A 21,676-nucleotide genomic window follows, 5' to 3' on the forward strand; every position below is an offset into this window, starting at 1 on the left:
GAGGAAAGACAAAAAGGCGGGCTCTTCAGGAGCCCGCCTTCGCGATTTTTTATGGCTTGGTCAGCCTGCGGCTGCTTAAAGCAGGCACTCCGCGATCTGCACGGCATTCAGCGCAGCGCCTTTCAGGAGCTGGTCGCCCACCACCCAGAAGCACAGGCCGTTGTCCAGCGCGCAGTCCAGGCGCAGACGGCCCACCGCGCAGTTGTCACGGCCCGCGATGTCCAGCGCCAGCGGGTACTGCTTCGCGGCCGGATCATCCAGCACGTCCAGGCCAGGGGCCTTGCTGAGCACTTCACGCGCAGCTTCCACTGTCACCGGTTTTTCAAACTCCGCGCTGATGGCGATGCTGTGCGCACGGAAGACCGGGATGCGCACGCAGGTCACGGACGCGCGGAACTTGTCGTGGTGCATGATCTTGCGCCCCTCGTTCTCCATCTTCATCTCCTCCTTGGTGTAGCCGGAGTCGAGGAAGGAATCCACGTGGGGGATCGCGTTGAAGGCGATCTGGTGCGGGTACACATGTGGCTTGCTGTCCAGCTTCGCCGCATCCCAGGCGCGGTTTTGGGAGGCCCACTCGCGGGACTGGTTGGCCAGTTCCTCGATGGCCTGCGCGCCCGTGCCAGACACCGCCTGGTAGCTGGAGGCAAAGATGCGCTTCACGCCAAAGGCCTGGTGCAGCGGATACAGCGCCATCAGGGAGATGGCCGTCGTGCAGTTCGGGTTCGCGATGATGCCCTTGTGGTTCTTCACGTCGGCGGCGTTGATCTCCGGCACCACCAGTGGCACGTTCGGGTCCTGGCGGAAGAAGGAGGAATTGTCCACCACCACCGCACCGGCCTTCACCGCATGCGGGGCAAAGTCACGCGAGATGCCACCACCCGCGCTGAACAGCGCGATGTCGATCCCTTTGAAGGAATCCGGCGTCAGCTCCTGGATGGTGATGTCTTCACCCTTGAATTTCAGCTTCTTCCCGGCGCTGCGTGCGGAGGCGAGGAGGGTCAGCTGGCCCACGGGAAACTTGCGCTCTTCCAGGCAGCGGATCATCTCCGCGCCCACAGCGCCTGTGGCTCCGACGATGGCGACATTCTTCAGGGTGCTCATGGTATTCTAACGGTTCTAACGATGGGGTTGGTTCAAGGGGGCCGCGATACTACCCCCTCCCAGCATGGATGCAAGGACCGCGTGGGGCACCGGGGCGCAGCTCCCCCAATCCTCCTCTTCCTCCTACTCATACTCCTCCTCCCGGGCCTCGCATCGTCCTCGTCCTTGTCCTCTTACTCGAACTCTGCCTGCCCTTCGAAGCTTCAGCAAAGAATGGGTCCTCGACCCATCCGCCCCGCTCTCCCCCAAAGCGCCGCATCATCCTCAGCGTCCGCTTTCTCCCCGTTCTCTCAGCTTCCTCCTCCTCCCAGGCTTCTCGACGCGCGCCAGCAAAGTTGCTCAGTTGCGCCGCAACTGAGACCCGAGCGACCCTGCCGCCCTCCTAACGCCCAAACCGCCTGCCCAGTCTCAGCGCAACTGGACGTCATCCTTCTTCCCCACAAATCCCATCCTTGACTTAGTGTAAAATTAAAACATTACTTCGTGTGTGAAATACACTTATGAATACCCGCGCGCCGCGCTCACTGTGGACTGCGTCGTCTTCGGCTTCGACAGCACGCGGGCTGCGCTGCAGGTCCTCCTCATCCGCCGCGGCCTCGCCCCCTTCAAAGACCACTGGGCCCTCCCCGGCGGCTTCGTTCGCGTGGAGGAAACCCTCGACGAAGCCGCCCGCCGCGAGCTCGAGGAGGAGACCAACCTCAGCACCGTCTTCCTCGAGCAGCTCTACACCTTCGGCACCGTGGACCGCGACCCCCGCGAGCGCGTCGTCAGCGTCGCCTACTACGCCCTGACAAAACCCGCCGACCACACCACCGCCGCCTCCACCGACGCCGCCGAGGCCCGCTGGTTCCCCGTGTCAGACCTCCCGCCCTTGGCCTTCGACCACGCCGAGATCTTCGCCACCGCCCTCGCCCGCCTCCGCGGAAAGCTCCGCTACGAGCCCATCGGCTTCGAGCTTCTCCCGCCCAAGTTCACTCTCACCCAGCTCCAGCGCCTCTACGAGAGCGTCCTCGGCACCCCGCTCGACAAGCGCAACTTCCGCAAAAAAGTCCTCAGCCACGACCTCCTCGTCCCCCTCAAAGAAACCCACCGCGAAGGCACCCACCGCCCCGCCCAGCTCTTCCGCTTCGATCCCGTGCGGTATGAGAAGCTGAAGAAGAAGGGATTTTTGTTTGAGATATGAATACGACATTACCGCGGACACAGACCGAACTCAGCCAGGCAATGCAGATGGGATGGCGTCCCAAGTGGGCTTTTTTCTGGGGACATACTCCATCGAAAGACGGGTCTGTGACGAAGTCGTGCTTCAGCCAGTGGTGGGCCGGGCATCCATTCGATGTCGACGGTATACGTTACGCTACTGCCGAGCACTACATGATGGCTGAAAAAGCGCGGCTTTTCCATGATGAAGCCACGCTCTCTAAAATCATCGCCGCCAAGAGTCCTGCTATAGCCAAAAAGCTTGGTCGGCAGGTGGCCAATTTCGATGACCGGGCGTGGTTGCAGCATCGGTGGGATATTGTCGTGCGCGGTAACGGAGCAAAATTTGCCCAACATGAGGAGCTGAAAACTTTTCTGCTTCAGACTGGCGATCGAGTTCTCGTCGAAGCCAGCCCATATGATCGCATTTGGGGCATCGGGATGTTGGCCACGGATGACAATGCAGAAAAGCCTCAGCATTGGAAAGGCCTGAACCTCCTGGGGTTTGCCCTCATGGAAGTGCGGCAACAATTAAACAAGAATAACGGATGAGCTCTGAAAATCATCAAGATCACGACCAGCGCTTCCAGCGCGCGCTGCTTTCGCTCGACGGTTTGTCCGTGGGGGATGCTTTTGGACAAAGTTTTTTCTTTGTCACCGCTGCGACGGCTGATCAACGGCTGGAAGGACGCTTCATTCCACCGCCTCCGTGGTTCTACACAGACGACACCGTGATGGGAGTCGCCGTCACGCGTTGCTTGCAGAAGCATCGGGCAATAGAGCCTGACTGGCTTGCAAAAGAGTTTGCCAGGGAGTATGCCAGAGAGCCGGATCGCGGCTACGGTGGCACTGCTCGTGGTATCTTGCAGGCGATTGGTCAAGGCGTGGCGTGGCAGGAGGCTGCAGGGCGTGTCTTTGATGGTGAAGGCTCTTGCGGCAACGGTGGTGCCATGCGTGCCGCGCCCATAGGTGCCTACTTTGCGGATGATCTGCAGATAGTGATCGAACATGCCCGCAAATCAGCCCAGGTTACCCATGCACACGAGGATGGTCAGACTGGCGCAATAGCCGTGGCGCTTGCAGCCGCCTGGATGGTTTTGCAGCGTGAAACCTCAAAATCACAAGAGTTTGAGATGATTCGTTTTGTGCTGGCCAATATGCCCCAAACAGAAACTTACTGGAGGCTCAAAAAGGCGCTGACATTACCATTGGAGCTTTCGCCCAAAACCGCGGCGTCGATACTGGGCAACGGCTCACAGGTGATCTCCTCTGACACTGTGCCTTTCTGCCTGTGGTGTGCATGCCGTCATCCCGATGACTATGCCGAAGCCTTGTGGACGGCAGTGTCAGTCCATGGCGATATGGACACCAACTGCGCCATCGTCGGCAGCTTGGTAGCCCTTTCCATAGGCCGCGCTGGAATCCCAGACGAGTGGCTGGCATCTCGCGAACCACTCAATTTAGAATTTCAATGAACCCCGAACAAACCACCCGCACCAGCAAGTTTCTCAGCCTGGTGCTGCGTCATCAGCCTGAAACGGCCTTTCTGACCCTCGATTCCGCCGGATGGACAGACGTGGAGGAGCTGCTATGTGGCTGTGCCAGGGCAAGACGTCCCATTACACGCGATCAGTTGCGGCACATCGTGGACACCAACGCCAAGAAGCGCTTTGAGTTCAGTGCCGATGGTAAACGCATTCGCGCCAGCCAGGGGCACTCCATCGAGGTGGATCTGGCTTATGAGCCGATGCCTCCTCCCGAAGTGCTCTACCACGGCACGGCCACTCGGTTTCTGGATTTCATTCGTGCACAAGGGCTGCTCAAGATGGAGCGCCATCATGTGCATCTCTCAGCAGAAACACGAATCACGATGGAAGTCGGCGCTCGTCATGGAAAGCCTGCTCTCCTCACCATCCGCGCCGCCGCCATGAGCACTGCTGGACACACCTTCTACCGCAGCACCAACGGCGTCTGGCTCGTGGAGCATGTGCCGGTGGAGTTTATTCAATTCCCTGCATGACGCCCTCAAACGCCATCACCTACTGCGTGGGGGACGCCACTGTGCCCATTGGTGGAGGGCCTGCCTTGATCGCCCATGTCTGCAATGACGTGGGTGCATGGGGTGCTGGCTTTGTCTGCGCTCTCTCAAAGCGCTGGAAGCAGCCCGAGTCGGAGTATCGCCGCTGGTTCAGCAAGGCTCCCGCTGATATGCCAAAATTTGCTTTGGGAGAAGTTCAATTCGTTCAAGTCACGAATGACATTTGGGTCGCCAACATGATAGGGCAGCACGGAATCTCCCGTGGACTCAAAAAGCGAGGAAGTCCGCCAGTCCGTTATGAGGCCATAGACCGGGCTCTGGCCAAAGTGGGCGATCACGCTCTGAAAACCAAGGCCAGTGTGCACATGCCAAGAATCGGCTGTGGACTCGCAGGTGGCCGATGGGAGTTCGTCGAACCTTTGCTGATCACGCATCTTTGTCAGCGTGGCATTCCTGTCACTGTTTACGATCTTAAACCCTCATGAATACCCTTCTCAAAACTATCCAAGCCGACATTACCACGCTCGACGTGGATGCCATCGTCAACGCCGCCAACTCCTCCCTCCTCGGAGGCGGTGGGGTGGATGGTGCCATCCATCGCGCGGCTGGCTCTGAGTTGCTCGCTGAATGCCGCACGCTGAACGGTTGCCGTACAGGCGAGGCTAAGATGACGAAGGGCTATCGGCTAAAGGCGCGGCATGTCATTCACACCGTTGGTCCGATCTGGAATGGCGGACGCAACAAAGAGCCGGAGCTGCTGCGGGCATGCTATGAGAACTCCCTGAAACTGGCGGCGGCGAATGGGCTGAAGAGCATCGCTTTTCCCTGCATTTCCACCGGAGTGTATTGCTTTCCAGCAGATCTGGCGGCGGAGATTGCCGTGGAGACCGTGCGTGCTTTCCTTGCTACGCCCACTTCCATCGAGAGTGTGATTTTCTGCTGCTTTGGACGGGAGGATTTGGCGCGCTATCAGGCGCTGATCGTATGAATGCGGAGGCTTCCATTGAACTGATACCCCTGCCATGAACCAACCTGCGCTGATTCTAGAAAAAGAATGGGATGCCGCGCAACTGGCGGCAGATTTCCCGCCTGTGTGGCGGCATGCGCACAAGCAAGCCGTTTACAAACGTGTGCTTGAGGAAGGCAGGCATCCGCAGGGGCGCGTTCGTCTCACGCGCTGGAGCATGGGGCTGCTGCCGGAAGAGATAAGGCTTGGGTGCTGTGCAGTGAGTGCTGAGCCTGGTTTCTTCACCTACAGCACCTCAAATGCAGGTGTATGGCACCTGAACTTTGCTGATCCGCGTCTCTTCGCTGCGTATGGATCACCCCTGATGGCGCAGGATGAGTGGCAGGTGCTGGAGCATCCGCTGCTGGGATCCATCAGAGAGGTGTTGCTGCATGAAGAACTGCCAGCACTTACCCGCGCTAATGGAGTGAGTACGCCCGTGCTGGTCTCTCAGGTGCCACGACAGTGCGTGCTCGATCTGACTGGCAGGACTGCATCTGCCAAGTCCGGGTTGCGCGCCTGGCTGGAAGTTCTGGTCGGCGGTACGGTGACAAATCTCAGCCCGCTGTATGGGAACGACTTTCGTAAAGCCTCGGCGGAGCAGGTGATGAGCGCGCTGACAGTGCTTAAACCAGCCGTTCCCTCCAACATACTGGCAATCTCTTCGCCGACCGGCACCGGTGCCTACACCCGCAGGCAGATCACCGACATTCTGCAGACCGCTTACAATGGCTTTGTGGCCGCACGGCTTGAATCGCAGCGCGACCAAGTGCTGGCGAGTGACGTTGAAATCCACACCGGTTGGTGGGGCTGCGGTGCCTTCGGCGGCAACCGCACGCTGATGGCCTTGCTGCAGATCCTCGCCGCTCACATGGCAGGCATAGGCCGGCTCATTCTTCACTATGGTGCTGAAGATGGCCGCGCGCCATTTGGCGATGCCATGGCATTCATCAATCTGGTCACAGACGACGGTGTGCGAACAGCCACCTCCTCTGTGATCGACGAGGTGGAGGCGCTGCAGTTCCGCTGGGGACACAGCGACGGGAATTGACTTTGTGCGGCCAAATATCATCCAAATCATGAAACCGAATTCTACAGATGCCTTGCTTGGCTGCCTGCTGGGCACCGCAGTCGGAGATGCGCTGGGCCTGCCTGCGGAGGGGCTGTCGCGGAAGCGGGTGGCCAAGTTTGCACTGGGCCAGGATCATCGCTTTGTGTTTGGGCGCGGCATGTTCAGTGATGACACAGAGCATACGCTCATGGTCGCGGCGGCGCTGGCCAAACACCGTGGAGACATGCCTGCGGTGCAGCGCGCGTTTGCGTGGGAGCTGCGCTGGTGGTTTCTCGCTCTTCCGGCGGGCGTGGGGCTCAGTACTGCCAGAGCGGTGATACGACTTTGGCTGGGTTTCCCTCCTTCTCGGGCAGGTGTCAAATCGGCTGGAAACGGTGCGGCAATGCGAAGTGCTGTGATTGGCGTGGTGTTTGGTGATAATGCAGAGAAACGGCGCGAGATGGCGCTGGCTCTATGTCGTGTGACTCATCGCGGACCTCATGCAGAGGAATCCGCACTGATCGTGGCGGAGGCGGCGGCTTTGGCTGCAAAAGGCATGGAACAGGCGGCAATTCTAGCTGAGCTCGAGCCGCTGGTACAAACCGAAGAGATGCGGATGAGGTTCGCTGTATTGAAGGACTGCCTCAAGGAAGGCATGTCCGTCGGCGAATACGCAGAAAGAATAGGCTGCATTCACGGAGTCAGCGGCTATGCGCCGAATAGCGTTGCCGTGGCTCTTTATGCCTGGCTGCGGCATCGTGGAGACTTCGGCTCAGCGCTGCGTTCAGTAATCGCCTGCGGCGGCGACACCGACACCGTCGCGGCCATTACGGGAGCCATCTGTGGCACTGAAACAGGAGAGGCAGGCATCCAACGCACTTGGATCGACGGAATATGGGAGTGGCCCCGCTCGCTCGATTACATCCGACGCATGGCGGACGCCCTGGCTTCGGGAAACGATCATGCGCCACGCTATTTCTGGCCCGCCGTTCTGCTGAGAAACCTGTTTTTTCTCGCCGTCGTGATCCTGCACGGCTTTCGCCGCATGCTCCCTCCTTATTGATGGTTAGGCGGTCAGCGCCTGCCACATCGGTTGGGTGTCCGCAAACATGCGGAAGCGGCATATTTTGCCGTCTCTCAGATCATACACATGGGCCACAGCGGCTCTCATGGCCTTGCCTGTGGCAGGAGCGGTGCCGCTGTAGTGACCCAGCACCACCACTCGGCTGCTGGTGCCAAAGATTTCCTCCTCGGTAAAGCTGAAGCCGGTCCAGCGCCTGGCATTGGCACGGAAGACATTTTCAATCACAGCGGCGGCTCCGTGCCACGTGGAGCCGCCGGGAAACCCCGCACTCTGCTGCCAGACGAGATCGTCGGTGCAGAGCGCGGTGAAGGCGGCGTCATCCCCCGCGCGCATGGCGCGGTACACTTCGCGGACGGTTTCGAGCGGGGTCATGATGCGCGGCTGTTACTGTGCCAGGAAGCCGCCGTCAACATTCAGCGAGATGCCGGTGATGAACGATGCAGCATCGCTGGCCAGGAACAGCACGGGATTGGCGATTTCCTCCGACCGCCCCACGCGACCCACAGGATGCAGATTGCGCATGTAATTGAGCGCGTCCTCGTTGCCGCCGGTGAAGCGGTCAAACATCTCGGTCTCGATGGCAGCAGGTGCCACCGCGTTCACGCGGATGCCTTGCTTCGCATATTCCATCGCGGCGGATTTGGTGAGTCCCTCCACGGCATGCTTGCTCGCCACATACACGCTCACCCCGCCCATGCCGATGTGTCCGGCCACGCTGCTGGTGTTGATGATGACGCCGCCGCCCTGCTTCAGCATCACAGGGATTTCATGCTTCATGGAGGCAATGACACCCCACACATTGACATCAAAAACACGGCGGTAGTCGGCCTCGGTCACGTCCGGAATGGGACCGGTGGATTCGATGCCGGCATTGTTGAATGCCACGTCGATGCGGCCATACGTCGCCACGGTTTTGGTCACGAGCGCGGCCACATCGGCCTCCACGGCCACGTCGGCTTTTACAAAGGTGGCCTCGCCTCCGGCAGCTTTGATTTCGGCCACCACGGCCTGGCCTTCGGTTTCACGTCGGCCGCTGACGACGACCTTGGCTCCGGCTTTGGCGAAGGCGAGTGCGCTGGTTTTGCCAATGCCGCTGGTGGCACCGGTGATGAGGACGACTTTGTTTTGGAATGAGGTTTGCATATTGTTGAACGGGTGTGTTTTGAGAGTGTGGGGTTGCTGGGGAATGAATTCAGGCTTTGCCGCCGAAGGAGACGTAGTCATCGAAGTCCAGGAAATCGAACCACGTGCCGATGTCTTCACGTGCCGCACCGCCTGCCTTGGCAATCTGCGCGCTGATGTATTCGCGGCTTTCGTTGTCGGACGGCACGGCGTTTTCGCGGAATTCGCTCCAGTGGGCAATCTCATAGTCGCTGCGTTGATGCAGCGCGGTCTTCTCGATCCAGGAGAACATGTCGCCGTCTCCCAGGCCCTTGGCGGCCTCGGCCTTCAGTGCCTCAGGGTCGATTCCGGTGAAGCTGAGAAAGCGCTGATCCAGCGGGCAGTTGTAGTGGTAGTCGCCGTTCTTGCCGGCGATCTCCGCGCGGCATTTGTCGAGCAGGCGGGGCAGGATCACATAACCGCCGAGGCGGACGCGTGGGCTGCGTGGGGGACGCTGGGTCAGGTCGATGGACATGGAGTGGGGATTTTGTTTGTGTTGGGTTTTTGAGGAAAAATCAGGCAGCCAGTGCGGTTTCGAGGAAGCCCTTGCTCTTCACGCCGGTGATGGTGTTCACGGGCTGGCCATTCTTGAAGACGATCAGGGTCGGGATGGCGCGGATGCCAAAGCGGGCCTGCAGGTCGGGATAGGCGTCGATGTCCACTTTGGCGATCATGGCGCGGCCTTCCTGCTCGGTGGCCAGCTGGTCGAGGATGGGGGCCATCATTTTGCAGGGGCCGCACCATTCAGCCCAGAAGTCCACGAGGACGGGCTGGTCGGTGCCGGAGAGCGTGGCATCAAAAGTTTCAGAGGTGAGGGCGATGGGTTTCATAGGATGCGTTTTTGGTTTCAAGAATAGACCGGTCGGTTTATTTACGGCTAAAAAGAAAATCAGGCTGCGAGAAGTGTGCGAATAAAATCCAGCGCCTCGCGCGGCGGGGTGACGTCGCGGCACACGATCGAGCGCTGCATGGCCCCATTCCAGAGGTCGTGGATGATCCGGGCCATCTCGGCAGGGCGGATGGTTTTGGCGATTTTGCCCTTCTCGATGCACTCCTGCAGCACCTGCTCCAGAATGGCGATGGCCTCGCGGTTTCCCTCGGCCAGCACCTCGCGCATGGGTTCGCTCATGTCAGAGACTTCGGCCGCCAGCTTGAGCACCAGGCAGGGGCATTTTCCCTTCGTTTCCAGCACGCGGCAGATGGTTCCCTCGCACATGCTGAGCAGCCTGCGCAGCGGGTCCGGCTCGGGCGTAGGGGAGAGCAGCATCTGCCTTTTGTAGGCATTGGCATCAGACACGTAGTGCTTCAGCAGTTCCACGCCAAACTGCTCCTTGGACTTGAAGTGGTGGTAAAACGAGCCCTTCGGCACCTTCACGGCCTCCAGGATCTCGTTCAGCCCGACCGAGTGAAAGCTCTTCTCGAGCATCAGCCCTTCGGCTGCGTCGAGAATGCGTTCTTTGGTCGTCCGGTCGCTCATGATATTGGAGTGATTAGACTGATTGGTCTAATTCGTCAAATGCTTTTTCAAACACCCGCTCCGCACTCACGGGTGCAGTTCTCGCGTGCAGTCATACGCATGCTGATGAATGGTTCATCACAGCTATGAATCTCGCCTCTCCACGCCTCGAAGTCAGCATCGGCACGCAGCGGCTGCGTTTGTACGATGGCATGAAGCTCGTGCGCGAATGGCCGTGCAGCACGTCGAAATTCGGCATCGGCTTCACCGAAGGCAGCAACAAGACGCCGCTGGGCCGCTTTGTGGTCAAAGAAAAGCACGGCCACGGCGCGGAGAGCGGCACCATCTTCAAGTCACGCCAGCCCGTCGGGCGCTGGGTGCCTGGGATGGACACAAAATCCGACTTCGTGCTCACCCGCATTCTTTGGCTGCATGGCACCGAGCCGCGCAATGCCAACACCTACCAGCGCTATGTCTACATCCACGGCACCAATGACGAAAACGCCATTGGCCGCCCCGCCAGCCACGGCTGCGTTCGCCTGCGCAACCAGGAGATGATCGAGCTCTTTGATCTCGTACCCGAAGGCACGGCCGTGTGGATTGAGGAGTGACTGCCGGGCCTTGGCGCGTCACTTGAGCAGCCCCAGTGACTTCAGAAACACATCCGTCTTCTGCATCGTGTCGTCAAAGAGCACCTGACTGCGCATGAGGTAGCCGTGGGCACCGCCTTCATTGATGTCGAGTTCGCAGCGGTTGCCCGCCTTCAGCATGGCTTCTTGGAAGGCCTTGGCGCCGGCAAAGGGTGTTACGGTGTCTCCTGTGCCGTGAAAGATGATGGTCGGCGGTACCCCGGCGCGCACCAGGTGCACGGGCGACAGCTCCTGCCAGCGCTCACCGATCTTCGCGTTTCCATACCCATCCTTGGACGTGTCGATCACGGGGAAGAGCAGCACCAGGGCATTCGGAATGGGCGAGACTTTGAGGTCGTCGCCATCCTCGTTAACGTTGTCAAAGAGGGCTGTGGCCGCCGCCAGATGACCACCTGCGGAGCCGCCGCTGACGATGATCTTCTGCGGATCAATGCCCATCTCCGCCGCATGGCTGCGGATGTAGCGCATCGCCGAGCGGGCGTCCTTCACGCAGTCAAAGACGCTCACGCCTGTTTTGGCGCTATGCAGCCGGTACTGCATGCTGACGCCTACCATGCCGTGCTTGGCGTAGTGCGCGGCAAAGGGGTACATGCGCGGCGGAGAGCCTCCTGTCCATCCGCCACCGTGAATGATGAGGAAGCAGGCGCGGCTGTCGCCCGGCTTGAAGCCCTCCGGCTCAAACACATGCAGCTTCAGCTCGGTGTCACCGGTCTTCTTGTAGGGCAGGATGCGCGTGGGCTTCAGCCCGGCGGCCATCTTGTCCACCGCGTCGGCGGCCTTTGGCTTGGCCGTCGGAGCCGGGGTTTGAGCATTCAGGGCGCAGGCAAAAAGAAGAAGCGTGAGGCAGAGACGGTTCATGGTGGAAAGACCGGGAACGCTGATGAAGGCGCAGCCATTTCATCGAAGCTGGCCCGGCTTTGACAGATCGGGGTCGCCATTCTGCTCACGCCAATTTCGCAGCTTGGCTCCCAGTTCATCACGCTTGGCCCGGTGGGCCGGATCGGCGCTGAGATCGTGCAGCTCATCAGGATCGGTCTGCAGATCAAAAAGCTGTTCGCGTCCCAGCTTGGTGTAGAGCACGAATTTCCAGCGTTCGTCGCAGATCATGCGCTGGGTGTCCGTGTAGGCTCCCGTGACAAACTCATGCACACGCTCGGTTTGGTGCTGCAGCACCGGCGCAAGACTCTTCGACTGCACAGTGGCAGGAACCGCGATCCCCGCGAGATCACAAAGCGTGGGAAAAAGATCGTTCAGATTCGCCAGCGCGGCGCTGCGCTCGTTTTTGGGCAGGCCGGGGCCGCAGACGATCAGCGGACTGCGGATGCTGTGCTCATATTCGTTCTGTTTGCCCAGCAGCCCATGGCTGCCGAGCGCAAGACCTTGATCGCTGGTGAAGATGATGATCGTGTTTTCTGGCTCTGGCAGCGCCGCCAGGATGCGGCCCAGCTGCGCGTCGAGATCCGTGATCATGGCATAGTAAAGTGCCAGCTCTGCACGCACCGCCTCAGGCGTGCGTGGGGTTGGCAGCAGCAGTTCATCGCGCCCGCTGATGTTGCCATGGTCAAAGGGGTGCTTCGCCGCAAAGTTGGCCGGAAGCGGCATTTTCGCGGCAGCGTAGCAATCTTTCATGCCTGCAGGCCACTGCCGTGGATCGTGGGGAAAGGCGAAGTTCACATGCAGAAACAGCGGCTTTCCTTTTGGGGCGGCATGGATCGCACGAATGGCCCCATCTGCGACGTGGCGGTTGTTGTCGGGCTGCAGGCCCACGCCTTTGTCCAGTTCAGCCTGGTTGTTTCCGTCCTTGAATGTCCAACCGCGATACCCCGTGAGCGGGCGGCCCCGGTCATCTACGTCCGGCTGTGTCACACCCTTGCCGCCGCCGCTGGAGTAAAGGCCGCTCGTGGTGGTGTAGCCGCGCTGCTGCGGATGTCCGTCATTATGCCATTTGCCAGTGTAGCAGGTGTGGTAGCCCGCTTTCTGCAAGGTGCCGCCCAGAGTGGCAAGCCGTGGATCGATCGCGCCGCCGGGGTATTTCGGCAGCGCCTTGAAGGCCGGGTTTCCGGTGAGGATCTGCGCCCGGCTCACATGGCAGATGGGGTAGCCAGCATACGCCCGCGAAAACGACGTGCCGCGTGCGACGAGGCGGTCGAGATTCGGAGTCTCGATCAAGGCATTGCCCAATGCATGAATCGTGTCCGGCCTCTGGTCATCGGCCACGATGAGAAGAATGTCCGGCTCAGCATGCAGGCTGGTGCCGCAGAGGAGTGCAAAGAGCAGCGGGCGCATGCAGTGAATAACGCGCCAGATCCGGCCTCCCATCAGGCTTTCGTCCCTTTGTCGAGCGCCGCCAGAAACACCTCGCGCAGCCGTCGGAGAAAGGCCGCCGCGCTTTCATCCGGCGGGCTGGCCAGCGGTTCTCCCAGCGTGATGCGCATGCGGATCTTCTTGTCTGGCAGGTGCCACAGTGGCCAGCCTTTGCAAAGGTAGTCGCTGTTGGTTTCGATGAAGACCGGCCACACCGGCGCGCTCGACTGCGTGGCGATGATGCCCAGGCCGCCCTGGAGGGTGTTGATGCACTCCTCATTTTTCCTTGTGCGCGTTCCTTCCGGGAAAAACAGCAGCCGGTCTCCCTGGCGCAGGGCCTCGATGGAATGCTGCAGCATCTTGTGCGCAGGCTTGTTTGGGATGAAGCCCGCCAGCTTGGCACCGCCGCGCAGAAAGGGGTTGTGCATCAGGGTGTCCTTCAGGATGCAGCGCAGACCGTGGATTTTGGAAAGGATGAACACGGCGTCCCACAGCGCCGGGTGGTTCGGCGCGATGATCAGCCCGCCTTTCACGCCCCGCAGCGCCTCAAAGCCGATGTATTCGCACTCATAAACTCCGCATATCCAGAGAAAGGCGAGAAACATCCGGAAGGCCGCGCTCAGCAGCCACTGCCCCATGGCGCGGGATTTTTCCACCGGCAGCACTGGCACCAGCAAGGCTCCTGCCAGCACAAAGAGCAGGCCGCCCACCACCCAGAACACCATGCTCGTCAGCAGCACGGCGGCATGCCATGCCTGGATCAGCACACGGCAAATCATCGGCGCCGGTGCGCATCTTGGAGTTTGCTCTGGTGGGGAATCGTGAATAAGAGACTTCAGCATGACATCTTCAGCTGAGCTTGTTCAAGCGCTTTCCTCCCTGCCGCATGGTTCTGAATTCCGTTTTATCGACGAAATGGTTGAATTGACTCCTGGTGTGTCCGCCAGGGCGGTGTGGAGGCTCAAAGGGGGGGAGGAGTTTCTGAGGGGGCATTTTCCAGGGGCGCCGCTCATGCCGGGCGTGCTCATGATCGAGGCGCTGGCGCAGCTGGGCGGCATCCTCATACAGACCCGCCCGGGCGAGCCGCCGCTCAAAAATCTCCGCCTCACCGCCGTGCGGCAGATCAAAATTCTCGGCAGCATCACTCCCGGCCAGTCGCTTCACCTCAGCGGCTCGCTGCAGGGCGTGCTCGACACCTTGGGCCAGATCAGCGGTGAAATCCGGGATGATGCGGGAAACGTCATCCTCACCGGGGCGGTCACTCTCGCCGGAGAGCGCTGATCACTTCGGCAGGCGCAGCATGAAGCAGGCCCCGTCCTTGTGCGTGGCATCCAGGGTGATCGCCCCGCCCAGCGCCGCAGCCAGCCGCCGGCACAGCGCCAGGCCCAGCCCGACTCCTGGAGCCGAGTGCGCCGCCTGATCAGCACTTTTGTGAAAGGGGTGGAAAATCCGCCGCCGCTCGCTGCGGGAGATGCCCCCGCCGTGGTCGCGCACGCGCAGCATGGCAAACTTGCCGCCCGTGTCCGCCTCCACATGGATCACCGGCTCTGAGGAGCGCGGGGCGGCGTATTTGCAGGCGTTGTCCACCAGGTTGAACAGGATCTGCTCCACCGCCGCCGCGTCCACATGCAGCTCTGTTTTGCGGTCGGTTTCCGTCGCCTGCACACACACGGTCATGCCGCAGGCATCCGCACGCTGCTGCAGCCGTGGCAAAATGCGGTCCAGAAGTTCGCCGATCCTAATTTTCTCGGCCCTCGCCTTGGCGCTGCCGCGCTCCAGCCGGGCGTAGGAGAGCACGTTTTCGACCAGATGGCTCAGCCGGCTCGCCTCCCCGGTCAAGGTGTCGAGGTAGGTCTTGCGCTGCGCTTCATCGGTCACCATGCCATCCGCCAGCATTTCAGAATACAGGCGGAAGGTGGTCAGCGGCGTGCGCAGCTCGTGCGTCACGGCAGAGACGAAGTCGGCGCGTCGCTCGCTCAACGCCACCGTGCCAAACAGCACCAGCCCCACCGCCGCGGCGGCCAGCAGGCCGCAGGCGAGCGCGATCCCCAGTGATCTTCGCAGCGGCGTCCAGAATGGCAGCGGCGGTAGCTGGATGCTCCCCGGCACCAGCCGCACTGGCAGCGCGGCAAAGCGCAGCGGGTCGTCATCCGGGCGCGTGCCAGCGGTGGCGTTTGCCGCTGGCTCCAGCTTCGCATCGGGAAACAGATCGGTGATCTCTCGCAGCAGGGAGTCGCGCAGCGCGGGCCAGTCCAGCCACACGCCCTGCACCATGCGCACACCGTCCACGAAGGCCTCCCGGGTCAGCATGAGGTTGCTGCCGATCCACACACCTTGAAAAGGCCGCGAGCTGTTCACGGCGGAGGCGTTTTTGGGTGGCGGCTGAACAGCAACTGGAGCGGCTGGAGCCGCGGAGGACTCATTCCCCAAGGCTCGGGCCGCACCATCCGCTTTCGGCTCCAAAGGCATAGGCGCGGGAGCTGCCGCAGGGGCCAGATCTTGTGGCTGTCTTTGGGACGACATTTGCTTTTCATCCACAGCCTTTGCCGCAGCCCCTGTGGATGCTACGAGGCTGGACCCCTCGCTTTTGTCTGCCGGTTTCGCTGATTCTTTTTTCAAAGCCTTTGCCGGTGCTGGCTTGGGCTCGGCCCCACTTTCCTTGGAGTAGGCCAGCGCGTTGGATCCTTCCTTCAGCTTGATTTGCGGCTGCTGTTTGATCGCCTCCTCGGCCTGCAGGCTGACGGCCCGATTGCGCGAGTAGTTTTCCGTGCTGTTCAGCATCAACTGCTGGGACGCCACCTGGCCCTGCTGCGTATTCCAGGCCGGGTTGCGTGGAAGTTTGGCATCATTGGCTTCAGCCGCCTTGGAGTCATCAATGTCAAAGCGGGCCACGCAGGCCATCTCGGCAAGCAGCTGACGATTGAGGGCGGTTGCCGCCGCAGGAGCCATTGGTGCAGCACGTCCGTTGTTCCGGACCGAGGACTCGCGTTGTTGCGGCAGTGTGATCATCTGCACCGGCTTGGCGAGGAGTTCACGCAATCCACTCAAACGTTGTTCACTGCGAGTCAGGTCATCTGCATTGATGAACTGCGCCAGCGCCAGGGTGCGCTCGTTGTTTTGCGGCACCTGCGGGGACAAAACCTGGCCGCGCGTGTCCATCTGGAAATACAGCAGCACATGCTCCGGCACCTCGGCGAGCAGCGGGGATGGTACCAGCACCTCTCCCTTCGCCACATTGTCGTACGCTTTGTTGATCAGACCTTCCGGCGAATGAAACGGACGGAAATCATAGGGCGGCCGCGCATTTTCGCGGATCATGAGCGCACTCGCTTGGAAATCGAGCCGCCACAGCGCCAGCCGTACGCGTTCCTGCTGGTCGGCCTCCCTCGCCGCCGTTTCCCGCTCGCGCTCCAGAGCCAGCGTGTGCCAGCTCACCCACGCCATCGCCGCGAGCAGCAGCCCGAGGCAGGCGATGAAGGTGATCCAGATGTGGAGCGGTTTGCGCATGATTTTTTCAAGATGCGGAATTCATCATGGCCCAGACAAACCATGTGGCCAGGGAGAGCACAGAGCATGCAGTGACAATTCCCCCAAGGGGACAACAGGAGCTCATGCCCAGAACGAAAGCAATGAACTGGCTGAACAGCCACGGTCCAAACCAATCCAATAAAAAGAAGATCCATCCCCCAACCATGCTTCCGATGGCCGCTGCTGAGAAGATCCTCAGAGTGGTGGAACTGCCGTAGAAGTTGGAGTTCAAGTTCATGGGTTCAGGCAAGTTGATAACCTTTGCCTCGTATCGTGACGATCACACGCGGCGCTTCTGCATCATCTCGCAGTTTGTGGCGCAAATTTGCGATGTGCATGTCCACGGTGCGTGTTTCCGTCTGCTGGTTCTCGATGTGCCAGACACGCTGCAGAAGCTCCTCCCGTGAAACCGGCCTGCCGCGATTCAGCGCCAGGTAGCGCAGCACATCACGCTCGCGTTCGGACAGTTCGGCGCTCTCGCCATTCTCAAAACGGGCCACGCTCTGCCCGAAATCGATCGTCGCTGCGGTGAGCGTGAGCGTTTCACTCACAGGCTGGCGTTCGGGTGCACGGCGCAGCACCGCCTCCACACGGGCCAGCAGTTCGCGCACGCTGAACGGCTTCACCACGTAGTCATCCGCACCCAGCCGCAGGCCGCGAACGCGGTCATTCTCCTCGCCGCGGGCGGAGAGGATGATCACCGGTGTGCCGGGTCGTTCTCGGCGCAGGGCTTTCAGGATGTCAAAGCCGCTCGCATGCGGCAGCACCAGGTCCAGCAGCATGAGGTCGAAGGTCGAACTCAGGGCCAGCTTCATGCCCTTCTCACCATCGGTTGCCTCCAGGGTCGTATGACCGGCGAACTTGAGCGCATCCAGGACGCCGCGACGGATCGCGGCGTCGTCTTCAACAACAAGAATGGTGGACGGCATGGCGAAGTTTAAAGGTTCATTTCTCCCACGCGATGCCTTTTTTCTCCGCCTGGGACCGCAGAGCCTTGGTCATGGCGGTGTCAAGGGTGTCGGTTTTGGCGGACTCTTTGCGTTTCGTGGCCACGTAGTTCTCACGTTCCTTGTTCAGTGCCAGCACCTGCTTTTGGATTCCCTCACGTTCCGCCATTTTCTTTTCCAGGTAGGTTTTGCGCTCTTCGACGCTCATCTTCTTCATCTCTTCCGGCAGGTCGGCCTCCTTGATCTTCGTGATGTCGAAGTCCTTCTGCTTGCAGGCATCCACGAGATCCCAGCCGGTGTTGCAGTAGTTGGCGCTGGCCTTGCTGATGATGCGCTGGACCTGGGCGCCGGATTCAGCCTTGGCGGCGGCGTTGCTGTCCTGGGCGAGTTGCCGGGCCTTGGCCATCGGAGCTTCCTTTCCATAATTGATGTAGGTGCTGTTCAACTGTTCGTTGAGTTTCACAATCTCCTTGTCCTGCGGCGCCTCGATGTGAACGATGGCCTGGTTCTGGTCAATCACGAGGTATTTGCCGTCTGCGAGCAGCGCGCCCTGGTTCCAATGCTCGGCGATGCCCTGGGACTCGCTGCCGCAATGGATCGTGTTCACGATGATGCCCTTCGCGATGGCGTTCTGACAGCTTTTTTTGGAATCGATGGGCCCCTGGGTGAAAGGCTCGTTGCCGGCGATGAAGATCGCCTTGTACACTTTCGGATTCGCATCCCAGGCGAGGTCTTTCGTCGCCCGCTCAATCACCGCACCGCAGTACTCGTCGCCTCCGTTTGTCGTCAGGGCGAAGAGTTCTTCGGATACTTTGTCCAGATCTCGGGTGAGCGGTTGGATCTGGCGAATCCAGTTCTCTTCCGCCCGCAGCGAAGATTTGCCATATTCATACAGCGCCACCTGCACGACGGGAGTTTTGCCGTCCTGCTTCGCGGTGATGAATTCATTCACCAGCTTCCAAAGCTGGGTTTTCGCCTGCTCGATGAGGCCGCTCATGCTGCTGCTGGTGTCCAGCAGCACGGCAATCTGCACCACCGGTGTGTCTGCGGCAGCTGTTTCGACTTTTACGATCTCCGCCACGGGTGCGGGCGGCTGGGCGTCCTTGGCGATGGCGAGGCACACGGTCAAAGCCGTGGCGATGAGGATGGATGGCGTTTTCATGGGTGTGTTTGTGGGAATTTCAGCGGATGAGGACGAGCTGGCCGCGATGCTGCAGCAGCAGCTCGCCACGCAGGGCCAGCAGGCTCTGGCGGTTGTCGGCGGCGAGCTCATCGACAAGGCGGCCAAACTCAGTGCTGCCGATTTCGACGGTGCGGTCAGGGGCGCGTTCGGCCTTGGCGGCGCTGGCATCGGTCCAGCGGTTGCCTTTGTTAAAGAGGGCTCCGGCCTGGCATTGCTGCACGCTGGTGATCTCGATGGCCTGCATCTTGGCATCGAGAAAGCGATTGCGGACATTGAGCTGCTTGGATTCAGCGGCCTTCTTCAAATTGCCTTCCTGAGAGACGGAGCCCACACCACTGCGCATCTTCATCGCCCTGTCGCTATAGTTGTCGGCAGCCCTGCTGGCATTGGCGGGCGCGGCGGCGAGGGAGGTGCCTTCTTCCGCCAGGAAGGCGGTGTATTCGGTGAGAATGCCGAACTGCGTCGAAAGGCGCACGATTTCATTCACCAGTTCCGTCGTTCCGCCCGTGGCACCATCGGCGCCGAGGTCACGGATCGCCTCGCTGAGCACGGCGATCTTGTTGCTGGCCCACAGCCGGGCCACAAAGGCGTTGGCAGTGCTGGCCTTGTCGAGATTGAAGGTGAAATCGAATTTTCGTTCTCCCCCTGCGGCAGCGCCCGTGAGCTGGAAATGCAGCGGTGCCTCGCCACGGTAGGTGCCGGACAGGAGAATCTGCTCTCCCTCAAACACATCAGGCAGGGGGGAGGGGATGAGATCGCTCACCCGGCTCGGATCATCCACCCGCATGGTCGGCTTTGTGAGCAGCGGGCCGCGCAGGCGATCAAACACCCGGCTCACTTTGACCTCCACATCTTCCTTGGGCAGCACAAACTCCGCGCTGCCCCGGGTTTCACGGGCGATGCGGGAAAGCAGCGGTGTGTTCACATCCACCCCGACGCCAAAGGTAAACACACGGCGCTGGTGCGGATTCCCCCTGGCCACGGCCTCACGGATCGCCTTTTCCGAGGTCTGGCCGATGGTGGGCAGGCCGTCGGTCAGGAAGAGGACAATGGGCAGCATGCCTTCGAGCGGCTTTTGACGCAGCGCATCGACCACGGAGTCATGGATGTTCGTGCCGCCGCTCACCCGCAGCGCGCTGATGTAGTCGCGGGCCTGTCTGGTGGTTTCGGCGTTTTTGATCACCGGCTGCGCGGCAAACATCTCAACGGCCTCATTATAAACGATGAGGTTGAAGCCCTCGCCGTCGTTCAGGCCTTCGATCACCTGCAAGGCGGCGGCTTTGACCTGATCGAGCTTGGGGCCGGCCATGCTGCCGCTGCGGTCGATGACAAGGGTGACCTCCCGCAGGATGGGCTTCGCATCTGTTTTGGGCTTTGGCGGGGCGATCATCACCAGGAAATAGCCGCCGCCGATCTTGGGATCTGGATAGGCCAGCAGCGAGGCGGTCATTTCATCCTTGGTTTCACGCAGCAGCGACACCCGGAAAGCCCCCGGGTCCTTGGTCTCGCAAGAGAGGGTGGCGGTGTTGCCATCGGGCTGTTTGGCCGAGATCTCGTGGCTTGCAGAATAGAGCGAGGCGATGCGTGACGTGGATTTGACGCGCATGGAGAGCTTCCACGGCACCGCATATTCCACCGCCTCTGAGCGCGGCAGGACATAATCGAGTCTCGCGCCATCGGCTTCGAGAAGCTGCTCATAGGTCACACGGACTTTCTGTGTGCCATTGGCCGGGACGGGGAACACGCTCGATTTCACCACCGCGTTGCCCACGAACTCCAGCAGCGCAGGATCGCGTGTCTGTGCCACGATGGAGTCGTAGATGCGTCGTGCTTCCTCCCGAGGCAGCAGTTTGGCCGTGCCCTCGGAGCCGCCGCCCTCAAAGGTGAAGGCCTTCAGTACCGCTCCGGTGGGGACGGGGACGAGCAGTTCGGACTCCTGCGGGCGGCCCGTCGGGTTGTGCAGGGCGATGTCCAGGGTGGTCGTGGCGTGCTGGTCCGCGAGGTCGATGCGGGCCTCGACCTGGGTGACCTGAACCGGCTGGGCGAGAATCACCCTGGCACTGGGGGAGATCCATGCCGGAACGCCGGAAGTCTGCGCGAGCAGCGGGGAGGCGAGAAAAAGGGCGCACAGGGTCGTTTTCATGCCCCCAGGGTGGTTCAGGCGGCGTGCGGCGTCTGTAAACGCCCTGTAAAGGGGGGGGCGAACGGGCCCGGCCTCGGCTGTGCAAACTGGAACTCCCCCTTGCCAAGCGGGGAAGTCCCCCCATATTCGCGCCCCCTCTTATGGACATCTTCATTGGAATTCTCACTGTAGTGGAAGTCATCGTCTGCCTTCTGCTCATCCTCGTCGTGCTTATGCAGCGCCCCCGTCAGGAAGGCCTTGGCGCCTCCTTTGGAGACGCCGCCGCCAGCCAAGTCTGGGGTGCGCAGACCACGAATGTGCTGCAGAAGTTCACGGTCTATCTGGCCATCACGCTTTTTGCCATCACCATCCTCCTGGCGGTGCTCGTGAGCCGCCACCAGACCGGGACCAAGGCCCCATCCCTTTTTGGCGATGCCAAGCCTGAGGCTCCTGCTGCTGCAGCCGCTCCTACCGCTGAAGAGCAGGCGAAGGCCAAGCTTTTGGGGAAAATCCAGGAGGCTGTGAAGAAGGATGCGGAAAAGCCAGCTGAGCCTGCCAAGGCTGGTGAAGCTCCGAAGGCCGAAGCCAAGAAGGACGCTCCTGCGAAGACCGAGCCTGCCAAGGCTCCCGAAGCCCCCAAGGCTGCTGCTCCTGCAGCAGCACCGGCACCGGCACCGGCTCCGGCACCGGCTCCGGCAGCAGCGCCAGCTCCGGCTCCCGCAGCACAGCCGAAGTAAGCGACGGTTTGCATTGAATTTCCCACCAAGGGCACGACTCGCGTCGTGCCCTTTGTTTTTTCAGGCGGGGAATGCATGTGCATTTCTGATAGTGTGCCGTGCGAAAAC

At 60.8% G+C, this 21,676-nt stretch carries 25 protein-coding genes; 11 read left to right on the forward strand and 14 right to left on the reverse strand.

Annotation, left to right across the window (positions count from 1 at the left end; translation table 11 throughout):
• Positions 1–75 precede the first annotated feature (75 nt).
• Positions 76–1,101 (reverse strand): aspartate-semialdehyde dehydrogenase, encoded by a 1,026-nt coding sequence (locus ACFQDI_RS16595; RefSeq protein WP_377168773.1) that lies wholly within the window; start codon positions 1,099–1,101, stop codon positions 76–78.
• A gap of 487 nt (positions 1,102–1,588) precedes the next feature.
• Between ACFQDI_RS16595 and ACFQDI_RS16600 the strand changes: the two genes are divergently transcribed.
• The 8 genes from ACFQDI_RS16600 (at position 1,589) to ACFQDI_RS16635 (ending at position 7,459) form a co-directional block, all read left to right on the forward strand.
• Complete coding sequence (locus tag ACFQDI_RS16600) at positions 1,589–2,284, forward strand: NUDIX hydrolase (protein ID WP_377168775.1); 696 nt, start codon at positions 1,589–1,591, stop codon at positions 2,282–2,284.
• Entirely contained in the window at positions 2,281–2,853 is a 573-nt protein-coding gene (locus ACFQDI_RS16605) for an NADAR family protein (RefSeq protein ID WP_377168777.1), read from the forward strand. The genes ACFQDI_RS16600 and ACFQDI_RS16605 overlap by 4 nt, the downstream gene beginning before the upstream one ends.
• Positions 2,850–3,776, forward strand: a complete 927-nt coding sequence (locus tag ACFQDI_RS16610) for an ADP-ribosylglycohydrolase family protein (RefSeq protein ID WP_377168779.1) — start codon at positions 2,850–2,852, stop codon at positions 3,774–3,776. The genes ACFQDI_RS16605 and ACFQDI_RS16610 overlap by 4 nt, the downstream gene beginning before the upstream one ends.
• Positions 3,773–4,321 carry an RNA 2'-phosphotransferase gene (locus ACFQDI_RS16615; protein ID WP_377168781.1) on the forward strand — a complete coding sequence of 183 codons (549 nt, stop codon included), beginning with the start codon at positions 3,773–3,775 and terminating at the stop codon, positions 4,319–4,321. Before ACFQDI_RS16610 ends, ACFQDI_RS16615 begins: the two co-directional genes overlap by 4 nt.
• The gene (locus ACFQDI_RS16620; protein WP_377168783.1) at positions 4,318–4,824 is read left to right on the forward strand and encodes a macro domain-containing protein; all 507 of its coding nucleotides are present in this window, start codon (positions 4,318–4,320) and stop codon (positions 4,822–4,824) included. The genes ACFQDI_RS16615 and ACFQDI_RS16620 overlap by 4 nt, the downstream gene beginning before the upstream one ends.
• Entirely contained in the window at positions 4,821–5,327 is a 507-nt protein-coding gene (locus tag ACFQDI_RS16625) for an O-acetyl-ADP-ribose deacetylase (protein ID WP_377168785.1), read from the forward strand. Before ACFQDI_RS16620 ends, ACFQDI_RS16625 begins: the two co-directional genes overlap by 4 nt.
• A gap of 142 nt (positions 5,328–5,469) precedes the next feature.
• On the forward strand, positions 5,470–6,396 hold the full coding sequence (locus ACFQDI_RS16630) for a hypothetical protein (RefSeq protein ID WP_377168787.1): 927 nt from the start codon (positions 5,470–5,472) through the stop codon (positions 6,394–6,396).
• Between the two features lie 52 nt (positions 6,397–6,448).
• Positions 6,449–7,459, forward strand: a complete 1,011-nt coding sequence (locus ACFQDI_RS16635; RefSeq protein WP_377168789.1) for an ADP-ribosylglycohydrolase family protein — start codon at positions 6,449–6,451, stop codon at positions 7,457–7,459.
• 3 nt (positions 7,460–7,462) lie between these two features.
• Here ACFQDI_RS16635 and ACFQDI_RS16640 read toward each other — a convergent pair whose 3' ends face one another.
• Genes ACFQDI_RS16640 through ACFQDI_RS16660 form a run of 5 tightly spaced genes read right to left on the reverse strand, consistent with a single transcriptional unit; the run spans position 7,463 to position 10,118 of the window.
• Positions 7,463–7,852, reverse strand: coding sequence for a nuclear transport factor 2 family protein (locus ACFQDI_RS16640; RefSeq protein WP_377168791.1), 390 nt, complete (start codon positions 7,850–7,852; stop codon positions 7,463–7,465).
• 12 nt (positions 7,853–7,864) lie between these two features.
• On the reverse strand, positions 7,865–8,623 hold the full coding sequence (locus ACFQDI_RS16645; RefSeq protein WP_377168793.1) for an SDR family oxidoreductase: 759 nt from the start codon (positions 8,621–8,623) through the stop codon (positions 7,865–7,867).
• Positions 8,624–8,672: 49 nt separating this feature from the next.
• On the reverse strand, positions 8,673–9,116 hold the full coding sequence (locus ACFQDI_RS16650; protein WP_377168795.1) for a DUF5069 domain-containing protein: 444 nt from the start codon (positions 9,114–9,116) through the stop codon (positions 8,673–8,675).
• Positions 9,117–9,156: 40 nt separating this feature from the next.
• Entirely contained in the window at positions 9,157–9,471 is a 315-nt protein-coding gene (trxA, locus tag ACFQDI_RS16655) for a thioredoxin (protein WP_377168797.1), read from the reverse strand.
• Between the two features lie 59 nt (positions 9,472–9,530).
• On the reverse strand, positions 9,531–10,118 hold the full coding sequence (locus tag ACFQDI_RS16660) for a TetR/AcrR family transcriptional regulator (protein WP_377168799.1): 588 nt from the start codon (positions 10,116–10,118) through the stop codon (positions 9,531–9,533).
• Positions 10,119–10,243: 125 nt separating this feature from the next.
• Between ACFQDI_RS16660 and ACFQDI_RS16665 the strand changes: the two genes are divergently transcribed.
• Positions 10,244–10,708, forward strand: coding sequence for a L,D-transpeptidase family protein (locus ACFQDI_RS16665; RefSeq protein ID WP_377168802.1), 465 nt, complete (start codon positions 10,244–10,246; stop codon positions 10,706–10,708).
• An 18-nt stretch (positions 10,709–10,726) separates the two neighbouring features.
• On the opposite strand, the gene ACFQDI_RS16670 is transcribed toward ACFQDI_RS16665, so the two are convergent.
• The 3 genes from ACFQDI_RS16670 to ACFQDI_RS16680 are packed head-to-tail and all read right to left on the reverse strand — an operon-like array spanning position 10,727 to position 13,830.
• The gene (locus tag ACFQDI_RS16670; RefSeq protein ID WP_377168804.1) at positions 10,727–11,605 is read right to left on the reverse strand and encodes an alpha/beta hydrolase; all 879 of its coding nucleotides are present in this window, start codon (positions 11,603–11,605) and stop codon (positions 10,727–10,729) included.
• Positions 11,606–11,644: 39 nt separating this feature from the next.
• Entirely contained in the window at positions 11,645–13,033 is a 1,389-nt protein-coding gene (locus ACFQDI_RS16675; RefSeq protein WP_377168806.1) for a sulfatase-like hydrolase/transferase, read from the reverse strand.
• A 32-nt stretch (positions 13,034–13,065) separates the two neighbouring features.
• Positions 13,066–13,830: a lysophospholipid acyltransferase family protein gene (locus ACFQDI_RS16680; RefSeq protein WP_377168808.1), complete on the reverse strand. Its 765-nt coding sequence runs from the start codon at positions 13,828–13,830 to the stop codon at positions 13,066–13,068.
• Between the two features lie 61 nt (positions 13,831–13,891).
• Here ACFQDI_RS16680 and ACFQDI_RS16685 point away from each other — a divergent pair, with 61 nt between their 5' ends.
• Positions 13,892–14,332, forward strand: a complete 441-nt coding sequence (locus ACFQDI_RS16685) for a 3-hydroxyacyl-ACP dehydratase FabZ family protein (RefSeq protein ID WP_377168810.1) — start codon at positions 13,892–13,894, stop codon at positions 14,330–14,332.
• Here the strand turns inward: ACFQDI_RS16685 and ACFQDI_RS16690 are convergent, their stop codons facing one another.
• The 5 genes from ACFQDI_RS16690 to ACFQDI_RS16710 are packed head-to-tail and all read right to left on the reverse strand — an operon-like array spanning position 14,333 to position 20,852.
• On the reverse strand, positions 14,333–16,558 hold the full coding sequence (locus ACFQDI_RS16690; protein ID WP_377168812.1) for a sensor histidine kinase: 2,226 nt from the start codon (positions 16,556–16,558) through the stop codon (positions 14,333–14,335). It abuts the gene before it with no gap.
• A gap of 7 nt (positions 16,559–16,565) precedes the next feature.
• The gene (locus tag ACFQDI_RS16695) at positions 16,566–16,817 is read right to left on the reverse strand and encodes a hypothetical protein (protein ID WP_377168814.1); all 252 of its coding nucleotides are present in this window, start codon (positions 16,815–16,817) and stop codon (positions 16,566–16,568) included.
• A 4-nt stretch (positions 16,818–16,821) separates the two neighbouring features.
• A complete protein-coding gene (locus ACFQDI_RS16700) occupies positions 16,822–17,508 on the reverse strand; it encodes a response regulator transcription factor (RefSeq protein ID WP_377168816.1) in 687 nt (228 codons plus the stop codon).
• A gap of 16 nt (positions 17,509–17,524) precedes the next feature.
• Positions 17,525–18,688 (reverse strand): vWA domain-containing protein, encoded by a 1,164-nt coding sequence (locus tag ACFQDI_RS16705; protein ID WP_377168818.1) that lies wholly within the window; start codon positions 18,686–18,688, stop codon positions 17,525–17,527.
• A 19-nt stretch (positions 18,689–18,707) separates the two neighbouring features.
• The gene (locus ACFQDI_RS16710) at positions 18,708–20,852 is read right to left on the reverse strand and encodes a VIT and vWA domain-containing protein (protein ID WP_377168820.1); all 2,145 of its coding nucleotides are present in this window, start codon (positions 20,850–20,852) and stop codon (positions 18,708–18,710) included.
• A 140-nt stretch (positions 20,853–20,992) separates the two neighbouring features.
• On the opposite strand from ACFQDI_RS16710, the gene secG reads away from it, so the two are divergent.
• Positions 20,993–21,568 (forward strand): preprotein translocase subunit SecG, encoded by a 576-nt coding sequence (secG, locus tag ACFQDI_RS16715; protein WP_377168822.1) that lies wholly within the window; start codon positions 20,993–20,995, stop codon positions 21,566–21,568.
• Positions 21,569–21,676: the final 108 nt, after the last annotated feature.

The sequence above is a fragment of the Prosthecobacter fluviatilis genome, assembly GCF_042655725.1.
GTDB lineage: Bacteria > Verrucomicrobiota > Verrucomicrobiia > Verrucomicrobiales > Verrucomicrobiaceae > Prosthecobacter > Prosthecobacter fluviatilis.

Excerpts from the sequence above, each read along its gene's own strand:
- ACFQDI_RS16595 (WP_377168773.1), bottom strand. The coding sequence starts at position 1,101 with ATGAGCACCCTGAAGAATGTCGCCATCGTCGGAGCCACAGGCGCTGTG.
- ACFQDI_RS16605 (WP_377168777.1), top strand. The coding sequence starts at position 2,281 with ATGAATACGACATTACCGCGGACACAGACCGAACTCAGCCAGGCAATG.
- ACFQDI_RS16610 (WP_377168779.1), top strand. The coding sequence starts at position 2,850 with ATGAGCTCTGAAAATCATCAAGATCACGACCAGCGCTTCCAGCGCGCG.
- ACFQDI_RS16615 (WP_377168781.1), top strand. The coding sequence starts at position 3,773 with ATGAACCCCGAACAAACCACCCGCACCAGCAAGTTTCTCAGCCTGGTG.
- ACFQDI_RS16620 (WP_377168783.1), top strand. The coding sequence starts at position 4,318 with ATGACGCCCTCAAACGCCATCACCTACTGCGTGGGGGACGCCACTGTG.
- ACFQDI_RS16625 (WP_377168785.1), top strand. The coding sequence starts at position 4,821 with ATGAATACCCTTCTCAAAACTATCCAAGCCGACATTACCACGCTCGAC.
- ACFQDI_RS16640 (WP_377168791.1), bottom strand. The coding sequence starts at position 7,852 with ATGACCCCGCTCGAAACCGTCCGCGAAGTGTACCGCGCCATGCGCGCG.
- ACFQDI_RS16645 (WP_377168793.1), bottom strand. The coding sequence starts at position 8,623 with ATGCAAACCTCATTCCAAAACAAAGTCGTCCTCATCACCGGTGCCACC.
- ACFQDI_RS16650 (WP_377168795.1), bottom strand. The coding sequence starts at position 9,116 with ATGTCCATCGACCTGACCCAGCGTCCCCCACGCAGCCCACGCGTCCGC.
- trxA (WP_377168797.1), bottom strand. The coding sequence starts at position 9,471 with ATGAAACCCATCGCCCTCACCTCTGAAACTTTTGATGCCACGCTCTCC.
- ACFQDI_RS16660 (WP_377168799.1), bottom strand. The coding sequence starts at position 10,118 with ATGAGCGACCGGACGACCAAAGAACGCATTCTCGACGCAGCCGAAGGG.
- ACFQDI_RS16665 (WP_377168802.1), top strand. The coding sequence starts at position 10,244 with ATGAATCTCGCCTCTCCACGCCTCGAAGTCAGCATCGGCACGCAGCGG.
- ACFQDI_RS16670 (WP_377168804.1), bottom strand. The coding sequence starts at position 11,605 with ATGAACCGTCTCTGCCTCACGCTTCTTCTTTTTGCCTGCGCCCTGAAT.
- ACFQDI_RS16675 (WP_377168806.1), bottom strand. The coding sequence starts at position 13,033 with ATGCGCCCGCTGCTCTTTGCACTCCTCTGCGGCACCAGCCTGCATGCT.
- ACFQDI_RS16680 (WP_377168808.1), bottom strand. The coding sequence starts at position 13,830 with ATGATTTGCCGTGTGCTGATCCAGGCATGGCATGCCGCCGTGCTGCTG.
- ACFQDI_RS16685 (WP_377168810.1), top strand. The coding sequence starts at position 13,892 with ATGACATCTTCAGCTGAGCTTGTTCAAGCGCTTTCCTCCCTGCCGCAT.
- ACFQDI_RS16690 (WP_377168812.1), bottom strand. The coding sequence starts at position 16,558 with ATGCGCAAACCGCTCCACATCTGGATCACCTTCATCGCCTGCCTCGGG.
- ACFQDI_RS16695 (WP_377168814.1), bottom strand. The coding sequence starts at position 16,817 with ATGAACTTGAACTCCAACTTCTACGGCAGTTCCACCACTCTGAGGATC.
- ACFQDI_RS16700 (WP_377168816.1), bottom strand. The coding sequence starts at position 17,508 with ATGCCGTCCACCATTCTTGTTGTTGAAGACGACGCCGCGATCCGTCGC.
- ACFQDI_RS16705 (WP_377168818.1), bottom strand. The coding sequence starts at position 18,688 with ATGAAAACGCCATCCATCCTCATCGCCACGGCTTTGACCGTGTGCCTC.
- ACFQDI_RS16710 (WP_377168820.1), bottom strand. The coding sequence starts at position 20,852 with ATGAAAACGACCCTGTGCGCCCTTTTTCTCGCCTCCCCGCTGCTCGCG.
- secG (WP_377168822.1), top strand. The coding sequence starts at position 20,993 with ATGGACATCTTCATTGGAATTCTCACTGTAGTGGAAGTCATCGTCTGC.